11 protein-coding genes are annotated in these 12,915 nt (G+C 56.8%); 8 read left to right on the forward strand and 3 right to left on the reverse strand.

Going from position 1 to position 12,915, the window contains the following annotated elements; translation table 11 throughout:
- Positions 1 to 139 precede the first annotated feature (139 nt).
- The 4 genes from AC6IY8_RS02945 to AC6IY8_RS02960 all read left to right on the forward strand — a co-directional run bounded on the left by AC6IY8_RS02945 (position 140) and on the right by AC6IY8_RS02960 (position 5,137).
- A complete protein-coding gene (locus tag AC6IY8_RS02945) occupies positions 140 to 484 on the forward strand; it encodes a hydrogenase maturation nickel metallochaperone HypA/HybF (protein WP_497777201.1) in 345 nt (114 codons plus the stop codon).
- Positions 481 to 1,155, forward strand: a complete 675-nt coding sequence (gene hypB / locus AC6IY8_RS02950) for a hydrogenase nickel incorporation protein HypB (protein ID WP_497777202.1) — start codon at positions 481 to 483, stop codon at positions 1,153 to 1,155. Before AC6IY8_RS02945 ends, hypB begins: the two co-directional genes overlap by 4 nt.
- A gap of 94 nt (positions 1,156 to 1,249) precedes the next feature.
- Complete coding sequence (locus AC6IY8_RS02955) at positions 1,250 to 3,820, forward strand: PIG-L family deacetylase (RefSeq protein WP_497777203.1); 2,571 nt, start codon at positions 1,250 to 1,252, stop codon at positions 3,818 to 3,820.
- Between the two features lie 117 nt (positions 3,821 to 3,937).
- Complete coding sequence (locus AC6IY8_RS02960) at positions 3,938 to 5,137, forward strand: thiolase C-terminal domain-containing protein (RefSeq protein ID WP_497777204.1); 1,200 nt, start codon at positions 3,938 to 3,940, stop codon at positions 5,135 to 5,137.
- Between the two features lie 69 nt (positions 5,138 to 5,206).
- Here the strand turns inward: AC6IY8_RS02960 and AC6IY8_RS02965 are convergent, their stop codons facing one another.
- The 3 genes from AC6IY8_RS02965 to ilvA form a co-directional block, all read right to left on the reverse strand.
- Positions 5,207 to 5,422, reverse strand: coding sequence for a hypothetical protein (locus AC6IY8_RS02965; RefSeq protein WP_497777205.1), 216 nt, complete (start codon positions 5,420 to 5,422; stop codon positions 5,207 to 5,209).
- Between the two features lie 59 nt (positions 5,423 to 5,481).
- Positions 5,482 to 7,551, reverse strand: coding sequence for a M13 family metallopeptidase (locus tag AC6IY8_RS02970; protein ID WP_497777206.1), 2,070 nt, complete (start codon positions 7,549 to 7,551; stop codon positions 5,482 to 5,484).
- 167 nt (positions 7,552 to 7,718) lie between these two features.
- On the reverse strand, positions 7,719 to 8,948 hold the full coding sequence (gene ilvA / locus AC6IY8_RS02975; RefSeq protein WP_497777207.1) for a threonine ammonia-lyase: 1,230 nt from the start codon (positions 8,946 to 8,948) through the stop codon (positions 7,719 to 7,721).
- Between the two features lie 236 nt (positions 8,949 to 9,184).
- On the opposite strand from ilvA, the gene AC6IY8_RS02980 reads away from it, so the two are divergent.
- The 4 genes from AC6IY8_RS02980 to AC6IY8_RS02995 all read left to right on the forward strand — a co-directional run bounded on the left by AC6IY8_RS02980 (position 9,185) and on the right by AC6IY8_RS02995 (position 12,915).
- Positions 9,185 to 10,294, forward strand: a complete 1,110-nt coding sequence (locus AC6IY8_RS02980; protein WP_497777208.1) for a GDP-mannose 4,6-dehydratase — start codon at positions 9,185 to 9,187, stop codon at positions 10,292 to 10,294.
- On the forward strand, positions 10,294 to 11,589 hold the full coding sequence (locus AC6IY8_RS02985) for a TIGR04295 family B12-binding domain-containing radical SAM protein (protein WP_497777209.1): 1,296 nt from the start codon (positions 10,294 to 10,296) through the stop codon (positions 11,587 to 11,589). The genes AC6IY8_RS02980 and AC6IY8_RS02985 overlap by 1 nt, the downstream gene beginning before the upstream one ends.
- A 66-nt stretch (positions 11,590 to 11,655) precedes the next feature.
- Positions 11,656 to 12,063, forward strand: coding sequence for a bacteriohemerythrin (locus tag AC6IY8_RS02990; RefSeq protein ID WP_497777210.1), 408 nt, complete (start codon positions 11,656 to 11,658; stop codon positions 12,061 to 12,063).
- Between the two features lie 411 nt (positions 12,064 to 12,474).
- A complete protein-coding gene (locus tag AC6IY8_RS02995) occupies positions 12,475 to 12,915 on the forward strand; it encodes a division/cell wall cluster transcriptional repressor MraZ (protein ID WP_497777211.1) in 441 nt (146 codons plus the stop codon).

Genomic DNA, 12,915 nt, shown 5'->3' on the forward strand with positions numbered 1-12,915 from the left:
GAATTCTAGCCCAGTGGGAGAGCCGAGCCAAAGCGTGGGCTGGGTTGTGAGCGTCGTCACAGCCAAGGTGTTCATGAGAAGATGAGAATCAATAACAGCGCGCATTGCAGGAGCTTGCGCCGGGTTTCCCGGGGTCTAGATGCACGAGCTAGCCATTGTCTCTTCCGTACTCGATCAACTCGATGAATTGAAGAAGCAGCACGAGGGCGCACGCTTTTCTAAGGTGGGACTGCGTGTAGGCGAGCTTGCGGGGGTGGATGCGGACTGCCTGCGATTCGGCTTCGAGTGCGTGGTGAAAGACACGGATTGGGAGTCGCTGGCACTCGAGATCGAGCATGTCCCGCGCAAGCAGCGTTGCCCGCAGTGCAACGCAGAATTCCGGGCAGAAAACTGGGCAACCGCTTGCCCGCATTGCGGCGAGGCCGCCACCATCACCATCGCCGGAGAAGAGCTACAGATCGCTTTTGTCGAGGTAGAAGAATGAGCCAGATCGTGGTTGAAAAGAAAGTACTGAACGAGAATCAGAAGCTTGCCGCCGAACTGCGCGACAAGTTCCGTGAACACAAGATCCTTGTCGTGAACATTATCAGTTCACCGGGATCGGGCAAGACCACGCTGCTGGAGCGCACGTTAGAGCGCTGGGACAAGAGCAAACGGGTCGTGTTGTTGACCGGAGACTTGCAGACGGAGAACGACGCAAAGCGACTGGCCAAGGCTGGCTTTCCGGTGAAGCAGATCATCACGGGAGGCACGTGCCACCTCGATGCAAAGATGATCCAGAAGCATCTTGAGGACTGGACGCTCGATAGCTTTGACGTGCTCATCATCGAAAACGTCGGAAATCTTGTTTGTCCCAGCAGCTATGATCTCGGCGAGCATCTGAAGATCGTTATACTCAGCGTGACCGAAGGGGAAGATAAACCATTGAAGTACCCATCGATCTTCGTGAAGTCGGAGCTGATGATTCTGAGCAAGGTGGACCTATTGCCGTACGTTCCGTTTGACGCGGAACTGGCGAAGAAGAACGCGCGCACAGTGCATCCCGGCATGCAGATTATTGAGACCTCGAACAAAGGTGATGGGCTCGATCAGTGGATCAAGTGGCTGGAGGAGAAACTCGCGGCGGTGAAGGCAGGCGAACTGGTTTCGGCGTAAACGAAAACCTCGAGATTGGCCGGGACGTATGCTCCCCGGCCTTTTTGCGTTTCTGGGTTGCATACTGCTGGGCTGAACAGATACAAGGGAATCGGTGATCTACCGCAACCAATTCTCGAAGCTGCTAGCTCTGTGCCTCGCCTTGTTCGCGACGGCCGTGCAAGCGCAACTCGATCCATCGATAGAAGAACGCCTGACTGCCATACGTGCGCTGGGGACGACCCTTCGCGTGTTGCAGGTCACCGCGCATCCCGGCGACGAGGATGGCGCCCTTATGGCGAAGTTGGCGCGCGGCGAAGGCGCTCAGGTCACGCTGCTGACGCTGACGCGAGGCGAGCGCGGCGACAACCTTCACAGCATCATGAGCCCGACAGAGCAGGGCTTGCTGCGAACCATGGAGCAGATCGCGAGCGACGAGCATTATGGGGTAGAGCAACGGTTTTCGCGGCTGGTCGATTTCGGATTTGCTCGAACTGCTAACGAGGCGTTTGATCGTTGGGCGGGGCACGACATTGCGCTTGCTGACATCGTGAAGGTCATTCGCGAGACGCGGCCCGACATCATATTCACGCCCTTTGATCCAAACGAACCAGACGGCGATGGCCAACACGAGGCGACAGCGATCCTGGTGCGCGAAGCTTTCAAAGCGGCCTCCGATCCGAAGAAGTTTCCCGAACAATTAAGAGATGGATTGCAACCTTGGCAGCCAAAGCGGCTTTTCACGCTCTCGCGATCCGGGGCGTATGCCGTTTACTTCCACGCGGCTGGTGTCGCACCCGGCATGCAAGAGAGCTGGCAACAGAGCGCTGATCGCGCAATAGCCGAGCAGCGTTCTCAGGGCGCGCTGGTGCACGCACCGCGAACTGCGGCGCGGCACTACAGGATTGCGGATGCAATGACTGGCTTCGCAATGCCGGAGGGAGCGACTGATTTCGCCGAGGGTCTGAATACTACGGTCGCGGCTCTAAGTACCGATGTCAAGGACAACCCGGAGATCAGTTCGCGACTAAACGCCATGACAGCCGCTGCAAGATCTGCGGAGCAGAGCGCGGGCGATCGCGCGGCTTGTCTTGCACAACTAGCGGAGTACTTGCGGAACCTTCGGGCGATAGAAGATCGTCTCGCGGTTTTGAAAGCTCCTGCTTGGGTGAGCGCAGAACTGGCGGCTAAGCGCAGGCAGGCCGAGCACGCCCTGCTGCTGGTTTCAGGAGTAACGATAACGGCTACGCTGGCGGATGATGGCGAAGGCGGACCGCAGAATGTGCTTTATCCCGGTGCCAACTACACGGTGGAAGCACGAGTCCAGTCGGCCACCACTACCGTTCGGGTGGTAGGCGTGGAATTAAAGCCCGAGGGTGGGCGCTGGGCACCGCGTCGGGAGTGGAACTCCGGAGATAGTCGAGCGGTATTTCGAGGGCGTGTGCCCATGGATGCGCCGTTCACGCGTCCAGCTTTTGTGTTGGACAATGACGAAGACGGAACCTACAGAGTCCTTGACCAGCATAATGCCACACGTGCCTTGCCTGCTCCCGCATTGCAGGCCATTGCCGAAATAGAGATCGAGGGCGAGATTGCTCGGGCCAGTGTTCCGGTAATGGCGCAAGCTGAAGACAAACAACTGTCCGCCGTGGCAATCGCTCCCCCTGTCTCGGTCATCGTGCAGCCGAGGACTCACTGGGAGCGGCGCACGAATGTCTCTTACGGCATCGTCGAGGTGCGCGTGCGTAGCAATATGCCGAAGCTGCAGAATGCACTGCTGTCCGTGCATGTGCCGAGTGGTTGGCGAGCCGAGCCCGAACATGAAGTGCTGGACATTGAGCAGCGCGGAGAGGAGCACACCTATCGCTTTTACCTGATACAGGATCGTGGAGGAGAAGGAGCCTATCCCGTAAGAGCCATTGTGCGCTGGGGGAGCGCGGTTTTTGACCAAGGGTACGCGATGGTTTCCGGCGAACGTTGGCAGCTCGCGTTTGATTATCGCCCCTCCAGTGGATCGCTGGTCACAACGCGTGTCGAGGTTCCCGAGAACATCTCAGTTGCTTACCTTGGCGTTGCCGGAGATTCCATTCCGTCCGCGCTGCGCGATGTGAACTTGCGTGTGACGGAACTGGATCGCGACGAGTTGATGAACGCACGACTGGGAAAATATTGGGCTGTTGTGCTGGGGCCGCATTCGGTGGATTCGCGAGGGGAGTTACTCTCTGAGTCCCGTACTCGTCTGCTGCAATATGTGCAGGAGGGCGGAGCGCTGGTAATTCTGCAGCAGGCTGACGCCGAGTATTTTGCGAGGTATGCGCCAGTGCCATACGCACTGGAACTGGGAACGGCGCGGGTCAGTAACGAAGCTTCTGCGGTCGAAAGAGTTGAGCCGCACGACGACCTGCTGTGGGATCCCAATGAGGTCGGCGAGGCAGACTTCCGCGGGTGGACCGAAGAGCGTGGGCGCAACTTCGCTCAGCGCTGGGACGGACACTTCGAGAGTCTGCTCAAGATGAACGACCCAGGTCAGCCTGTGCAGCAGGGCGCGCTCATTCGGGCTCGTTACGGCCGTGGGTCGGTGGTGTACACAGGTTTATCGTTTGAACGCCAGCTTGCAAATGGTGTCCCCGGGGCAATGCGCCTGCTTGTAAATCTTCTTAGTTCCACAGCGGAACTGCATCGCTAGAATCGCTTTCACTTTACTCCCGCATACAGTATGATCCTGCGGCACTACTGTGGGCCTCCAACCTAAACAGGATCGTACCTAGAGCTGAATGCATCTCTTTTGTGGGGAGAATTGAAGATGAAACGCATTTACATTGCTGCTTATCACCAATCTAAGTTCGGCAAGCTGATGGGAATGACCGTTCCCGAGATAGCTAAGAACGCAATTGAAGGCGTGTGCAAGGAGATCAACACAGACCCATCGATGCTCGACGTGGGAGCCGTGGGCGCTGCGTGCAACATTGCGCTGAATGAGCAAGGACTAGTGTCCGGTCTGGCTGCCTCTGTTCCTGGGTTGGCCTGCAAACCCATCGAGAGCGTCGAGAATGCCTGTGCATCAGGGGGCCAGGCGATTCTTTCAACTATCCTGAAGTTGCAAGCTGGATGGGGCGACACGGGATTCGCATTGGGTTACGAGAAGATGCGTGATGCCGAGGGCAAGATGGATGGCAAACTGATCGGCAAGGCGCTGGGCTACTACTCACATCCAGATGAGCGCGAAGGCAAGACGTACATCTTCCCGCATCTCTTCGCGGAGATCATGGAGTGCTACATTAAGCGCCACAAGGTGAGCGAGGCTGACATCGCGAAAGTTGCGGTCGAGGAATATGCGAACGCCAACAAGAATCCTCTCGCGCAGATGAACAAAGTAAAAGTCACGCTGGATGACGTGGTCAACATCACGGACCGCAATCGTTACATCGTCGATGGACTCCCGCTAAAGACCTACGACTGCTCGCAGATTACGGATGGCTATGCCGCACTGATCCTTGCGACGGAAGAAGGCCTGAAGAAACTTGGCGTAAGCAAGGAAGATGCGGTGGAGATCGCTGGTTACGCGCAGGCGACTGATCCTTTGCTGAAAGAAGGTCGTGACATCCTGCGTCCCGCGGGCGCAAACCATGCAATGAAGCGCGCTTATGAGATGGCAGGTGTTTCTCCTGCGGATGTGAACGTGGCTGAAGTGCACGACTGCTTTTCCGTCATGGGCGCCCTTGGTTCGGAAGTTATCGGCAAGGCGAAGTTCGGCGAAGGCTGGAAGTTCTGGGGTGAAGGAAAAGCCCGTGTCGATGGCGAGTGCGGCATAAACCTCTCCGGCGGACTCATTGCCAAGGGACACCCCATTGGCGCGACGGGTGTGGCCATGGTGGGCTGGTGCTTCCAGGAGTTGATGGGACGCGCTCCTGAAGGATTACAGGTCAAGAATCCTAAGGCTGCGGCTACGTTCAACGTCGGCGGTGCAATCTGCGCTTCGGTGTGCACCGTTCTCAAGAAATAACGCCGAAACTAGATCGAAACGAACTAAGGCCGGTGAGTATTCGCCGGCCTTTTGTTATTCCGATTCTTACTACTCCACTTCACGGGAAGGCATGATGCGCCCTTCGCCGGGGATGAGGTCGTCGTTAGAGTAGTCCGCGAACTCGTGGCAATGGGGGCATTCAAACCGTCCCGCGTCTTCGTGGCGGGCAAGTGTTTCGGTGCTTTTTCCTTCAACGTGTTTGCGCGGCAGCACGGCAAAGCGCTGCGCGCATATCTTGCATTCAACAAGCCAGACTAGAGACATACCAGAATGGTAAATGAAAGGGTGGCACTAGTGAGGTCGTCACCAGTGCCACTGCTTGTTTACCAGATGCGGACCCGGTCCGATGGTGCGAGATACAGCTTGGCAGGCGGCTTCACGTCAAATGCCGTGTACCAGGAGTCAATATTGCGAACCGTATCCGCGCGATATTCGGCAGGCGCGTGCCCGTCCGTCGCTACTTGCTGTCGCAGAGCGGCTTCACGAGACTTGGAAGCCCAGTTCTGCGCGTAAGCAACGAAGAACTGCTGATCGCCCGTGTAGCCAGCTTGCTCGGGAGCAGGTTTGCCGTTGAGCGAGGCGCGATATCCATCGAACGCAGCCGAGATTCCGGCAACGTCGGCGATGTTTTCAGCAAGCGTCTGCTGACCATTTACTGAGAGATCCGGGAACGGCTTGTAGGTGTCGTATTGCGCTGCAAGTCGCTTCGTCGCCACGCTGAAGTGAGCCAGATCCTCCGGCGTCCACCAGTTGCGAAGCGCGCCAGTGGAGTCGAAGGTGCTGCCTTCGGTGTCGAACGTATGGCTGATCTCATGTCCGATGACCGAGCCGATGCCACCGTAGTTGGCCGCCGCGGGAGCCGCCGCGTCAAAGAACGGCGGTTGCAGGATTGCCGCCGGGAAATTCAGCGCATTCTGCAATGGAAGGTTGACGGCGTTGACGGTCTGCGGGGTCATCGACCATTCTTTCTTATCGACAGGTTTGCCGAGGCGATTGACCTCGCGATGATATTCGAACAGGCTTCCGCGCCACAGATTGCCGAGAATGTCGTCAGGCTTGATCTCCAGTGCGGAGTAATCGCGCCACGTCTCTGGATATCCGATGCCGACGTACAGTGTGTTGAGCTTCTCCTTGGCTTCAGCCTTCGTTGCGGGCGCCATCCAGTCCAGTGCGTCGATGCGTTTACGGAATGCCTCGACAATGTTGGCAACCATGGCCTGCGCGCGCTCCTTGGCTTCCGGAGAGAAGTAGCGCTGGGCATAAATCTTGCCAACCTCATCTCCGATGAGCGCATTCACGACGGCTACACCGCGCTGCCAGCGCGGCCGCTGCTGCGGAGTTCCTGAGAGCGTCTGTCCAAAGAAGGCGAAGCGTTCGTCGGCAAATGCCTTCGGCAGTACGCCTGCATACTGCTCGATCAGGTGATAGGCGAGCCAATCTTTCCAAGTGTCGAGCGGCGTTGACGCCACGAGCGCGGATTCACCGGTGAAAGCCGTAGGCTGCCAAACGATGAAGCTTGCTTGCTTTTCAAGGCCCGCGCCGCGGAAGAACTCTGCCCAATCGAGGCCGGGAGCTTTGGCCGCAAAATCAGCCTGCTTCCACGTATTGTCGGCCTTCACGATCTCGTCGTTCTCGGCCAGCGTGAGATGCTTCTCGGCAATCGCGTGCTCAAGATCGAAAATGCGTTGTGCACGCGCGTCGGTGTCGTTGAATCCTGCGAGCTTGAGCGTCGCGGCAATATGCGCCAGGTACTTGGTCCGGATGGCGCTCATGCGCTCGCTCTTCGACAGGTAGTACTCGCGGTCCGGCAATACGAGACCACCCTGCAGCAGGTAGGCATTGTAGTGTGCCGAGTCATGGAATCCCGGACCGACCCACAATCCGAACAGGCGTGCCGTGTGGAAGTTGGTGTTGTTCAGCGGATCGACATCCGCCCGGAGAGTTTCGCCGAGAGCGCGAGCAAGCTGGCGCTTGTCCTTGATTTCGTTGTAGCTCTTTAGCATCGGCTGCAAGGGGCTGAGTCCCTTTGCTTCGATCGCCTGCTCATTCATGTAAGAGTTAAACAGGTCCGCGATCTTACGCGTGCCGGTCCCGGCTTTAGCATTCGACTTGGCTGCTTCTTCAATGATCCCTTGCGTGCGCTTGTTGCTGGTGTCATCAAGCACGCTGAATACGCCGATGCGGCTGCGATCCGCGGGTAGTTCCGTCTGCTTGATCCAGTTGCCGTTGGAATACAGATAGAAATCATCGCCAGGGTTCACGGAACGATCGATATGGTTGAGAGCGATTCCGTGTGTCTCGGGCGCAGCCGGTGCTTGCTGTGCTGAGAGTGTGCAAGAGAGTACGAGCGTGGCACAGAACGTAAGCCGCGCGATTTCAAAGAGAGGTCTCATTTTTGTTTGGCTCCGAAAACTACTACGTAATTTGGCCGGAACAAGTTTAGACGACAGGGAAGATTGTTGGATAGCGGAGGGCGGAATCAGCTCTGGTCCGAGTGGGGAGCAGGAGTTAAAAAGAAAGCGCCCCGGCGGTGGCCGGAGCGTTTGGTGAGGACAACTTCCTACTGGATGCGCTCGAACTGGTATCCAGCTTTCAATAGTGCACCTAGCAGATTTTCGACATGCTCGTTGCCTCGTGTTTCGACCGTGAGGTCGATCGCTGAGTAGCCGAGATCGACACCGAATTTGCGGTCATAAGCGGTTTCGACGATGTTGGCTCTGTGCTCTGCGAGCACTCCAGTCAATGTATGCAGCGCGCCAGGGTAGTCGGGCAGATGGATGCGAAGCCGGATCAGGCGTCCGTCCTTTGCCAATCCGCGCTCGATGATCCGGGAGAGAATTCCGACATCGATGTTTCCCCCGCTGATGATGGCCGCGATGCGCTTACCCGTGCATTGCACCTTTCCGTGCAGAATGGCTGCAACCGCTGCAGCACCTGCTCCTTCCGCGACGGTTTTCTCGCGCTCAAGCAGAAGCAGAATGGCGCTGGCGATCTCTTCTTCTTCTACTGTTACGATCTCGTCCACGTACTTGCGCACCATTGGCATGGTGCGTTCTCCTGCGCGGCGCACGGCGATCCCGTCGGCCAGAGTCGAAGCCATAGGCAGAGTGACAAGCTGATTCGCCGTGATCGCAGCCTTCATCGAGGGCAGCCGCGACGTTTGCACGCCGATCACCTGGATGCGGGGATTGATCTCCTTCAGTGCGCAAGCCATTCCGCTGATCAGTCCGCCTCCACCAATGGCGGTAATAACCAAATCGATGTCCGGAGTCTGGCTGAGAATTTCGAGTCCGAGCGTTCCTTGTCCAGCAATCACCGCATCGTCATCAAAGGCGTGGACAAACGTGAGACCTTGTTCAGTTGCCAGGCGCTTTGCTTCATCACAGGCTTCGTCGTAGTTGGCCCCGTGCAGGATGACTTCTCCACCGAAGCGCCGCGTCGCCATTACTTTGTTCAGCGGTGTTGCCAGCGGCATCACGATCTGCGCTGGGATATCTCGTTTGCTCGCGTGGTAAGACACAGCTTGCGCATGATTGCCTGCCGATGCCGCGATCAATCCCCGTCCGCGTTCCTCTGGCGTAAGCTCCAGAATCTTATTGAGTGCTCCGCGTTCTTTGTACGCGCCGGTCATCTGTAGATTTTCCATTTTCAGGAAAATCTTGTTGCCCGAGATTTGAGAGAAAGTTTCCGAATGAGAGCACGGAGAAAGGTAAACCGATTCGCGAATCCGTGAATAGGCTCTTCTAACGTCGTCAACTGTGACCATGGCTTCTGCCGCACCAGCGGACATATAGTTCTATTCCTCTATAGCGATGCGCTTTAGTCCAAAGGGCTTAAGATTCTCGCGGGGATTGGTTCAAGTATAAGCGATTTCAGCAGCTTCTACCCAATTCCGATCAAAATGCCTTTCCGGAGTCAACGTATATACGAGGGCTCGCATCTACTTACCCGTACTGATGGCAGAAATGATTCTTGTCCCGCGAATGTGGACAGTTGTTGTTGCGGGCTCATAAGGGGAAGTAAAGAATGGCAATGACGAGGTCAGAGTTCCGCTCCGCAGTAATTTTCGGAGGAGCCGGGTTCATTGGCTCGAACTGGACCGAGAGACTACTGAAGACCACGGACGCAAAGGTCCATGTCTTTGACAACCTTTCGCGTCAAGGTGCGCGCCACAATCTGGATTACTTGCAGAAGGTAGCGGGGCGCAGCGGTCGTTTGCAGATTACCGTCGGTGATGTGCGCGACGCTGAGATGGTGAGCCGCGTGGTGAAACATGCCACCGAGATCTATAACTTTGCCGCGCAGGTGGCGGTTACAACCTCGCTCATTGATCCCAAGTTGGATTTCGACGTTAACCTCGGCGGCACGTTCAACATTCTCGAAGCGGCCCGCCGCCATGGGAACGATCCTTTCCTGCTGTTTACCTCAACCAACAAGGTTTACGGTAACTCGGGCGAGGGCGAGGTTCGCGTCGAAGGCAAACGTTATGTGTCGCTCGATGGCACTGGAACGAACGAATCGCAGCCACTCGATTTTCATTCGCCCTATGGCTGTTCCAAGGGCGGCGCAGACCAGTACGTGCGCGATTACGCTCGCATCTATGGCCTGCGCTCTGTCGTGTTTCGCATGTCCTGCATTGCGGGCCCTCGCCAGTTTGGCAGCGAAGATCAGGGCTGGGTTGCGCATTTCCTATACTCGGCGCTCGAAGGCAAGCCGATTACGATTTACGGCGACGGACGACAGGTGCGCGATGTCCTGTATGTCGAAGACCTCCTGAACGCCTTCGAATTGGCCTATGGCAACCGCAAGACGACTGGTGGGCAGATCTACAACATCGGTGGTGGGTCTGGGAACACCGTTTCATTGCTCGAACTCATGGACCGGATCGAGGAGCTGACTGCCTCACGTTCGCCTTATGATTTCAGCGAGCAAAGGGCTGGCGATCAACTCATCTATGTGACTGATCACAGCAAGTTCACTCGTGCTACTGGATGGGAGCCTAAAGTCGATCTCGAGGGCATTCTGAAAGGCATTTACAAGTGGTACCGCGCCAATCGCGAACTGCTTGCGCCCACCCGCGCCGAAACTCTTCGCGAATCGCCCGAGCTGGTTGCTCCTCTTCGGAGAATCGCCTGATGGCCAAGTATGCTCTGGTCAACCCGAACTGGGACTTCACAGGATCCACTTACTTCGGGTGCCGCGACCCACACACGCCGCTTGAATTGCTCTTCGCAGCGCAGAAGATTCGTGCCCGAGGCAATGAAGCTCTGGTCATCGATGCCCAGATCGAAGATCGGTCACTGTCCGATGTTCGCGAACAGGTCGCAAGATTTGATCCCGATTTCCTGGTCGTCCCATCGACTCCGTCTTACTTGTTCTGGCGCTGTCCGCCGCCCGAGGTGCGAGTTCCCCGTGAGTGGTTTGCGGGGATTGGCGGAAGGGCAACAAAGGTATTGATCGGTCCGCACAGTTCCGCTACCCCTCGCTCGGCCATGCACAAGACTGGCGCGGACCTCGTCATCAAGGGCGAGAGTGAAGATGCGCTCGCGGCGTTGGCCTCTGAACCTTGGGAAATGATCGACGGCGTATGCTTTCGCGATCGAGTGACTGGACGCGAGCATTACAGCACTGGCCAAGCCGTAGTGGATATGAGCACCCTTGGCGCACTGGACTACGCCGACTACGCGGTCGAGAAGCATTGGCACCGCCATCATGTGTTCAATCAGGGCACGGGGCGTGGCGCTGAAGTTGAGTTTGCTCGCGGCTGCCCTTGGAACTGCACTTTCTGCAACAAGCAGCTCTTCCGCAATAAGTTCCGCGAGCGCGACGTCGATGCCGTGTTGCTGGAGATCGACCGGCTTATCGCTCGCGGAGTCGATTACATCTACTTCATCGACGAGATCTTTGGGGTAGGGAAGAACGTTCTGCGTCTGCTGGAAGGGATTGCCGAGCGCAACGTGAAGATCGGTTTCCAGACCAGGATCGACCTGTGGAATGAAGAGAAGCTTGACCTGCTCGGCCGCGCTCACACCATTTCCGTTGAGTGTGGCATCGAGTCCATCACCGACGAAGGTCGCGACGAACTGAACAAGAACTGCCGCATGAGCACCGAGCGCATCAGCGAATTGCTGATCTACGCCCGACAGCGAATCCCCTGGGTGCAGGCCAACTTGATACTCACCGAGCACGACGACCGCGACGAAATCCGGCGCTGGCAGGAGAGGTTGAAGGCCGAGGGTGTCTGGGTAAGCGAACCGGTGCCCATGTATCCATTCCCGGGCTCCCCGCTTTACATTCAGACCTTTGGTGCTCCGCCCGACGATCAGGCTTGGGAGCGCGCCCACCATTACTACACGAACCTTTTTGATCCCAAGGGCTACAGCGATATCCAGGAGCAGAAGCCGCTGGCGCTCGAGGTTTTGGAGAAATAGCACAAAGCTAAAGTTGTGCCCGGTTCTGCCGATCCTTCTCTTATCACCATTCGATTGAGGAGTGGAATGGCATTTCTGGACTGGAGCAACGATTACTCGGTCGGCGTCCGCTCGATCGACGCTGAACACCGCAAGCTGTTCGACATGCTGAACGAACTGCATGATGCCATGAAGGCCGGCCAGGGGCGACAGGCCACGCCAGATATCCTCAAACGCCTGGTCAATTACACCTGTGAACACTTCGCCCACGAAGAACGGCTGATGACCCGCGCCGGTTATACAGAACTATGCGCACACAAGGCCGAACACGACCGCCTGATCGGCGAGGTTCAGGCCATGATGCGCGATGCGGAAAAGGGACAAGTCGTGCTGAGCATGGAACTCGTGGATTTCCTTGTGCAGTGGCTGCAGAAGCACATCAAAGCCAGCGATAAGAACTACTCGACAAGATTGGTCGCCGCCGGAGTGCAGTAACGATTTCGAGGCCGCCCGGCCTCACCGAGGTGAGGGGCGAAATACGTCCCGGAGGCAGTAGCAGCAGTCAGTTCCGCGGCTGCTTTTTTCTCTTCAGCCCCAGCCAATCTCACTTTCCAATTCTCTCCCGTACAACCACGAAAGCTCCTGAAACGAACGTGTTTACCTCCTTCGTTCAGTATTTTCTGAAGAACTCTCCCAAATAATCGGAAAATTTGACCCGTACTCAGAAAAATCTCTGAAAAATGCGCATTTCACCCTTGACACGCAAGGGAATGAAGGTAGGATGGAGTCCAGTGGAGCGAAGTGGAGTTCAGAGGAGTGAATTGGACGCCCCGGACCCAAAACAGCGCTTCACATCCTCCTCCGTCGTTTTTGTCCGGAGGGTTCAGCCCATGAGAGGGCTTTTCAATGTTTCGCGGCAACTGCCCAACCCGACTGGATGAGAAGGGCCGCCTGAAGATCCCTGCCGATTTCAAGCATGAGATCGACAGGAGCTACGACGGTCGATTCTATCTCACCAGCCTGAACGGGGAGGTTATCAAGCTATATCCCCTGAGTGCGTGGGAGCAGTTCGAGTCGCAAGTGAAGAATGGCCCGGGCACGTATCAGCAGAAGGAAAAGTTCCAGGAAGTGACCGGCTACTACGGCCAGAACGTCGAGATGGACAGCCAGGGACGCGTGACTATCGCCGAATGGCTGCGCAACAAGTTTGGACTGAAGGGCGAAGTCGCCGTACTTGGAAAGCTGGATCACATCGAGATCCGAGTGATGGAAGAGTTTGGTAAGGCCGTCGAAGCAAATCCGCTTACGCCGGATGAGTTGAACGCTCTGTTGAGTCCGAGGAGCTAG

The organism is Koromonas soli, assembly GCF_059726265.1.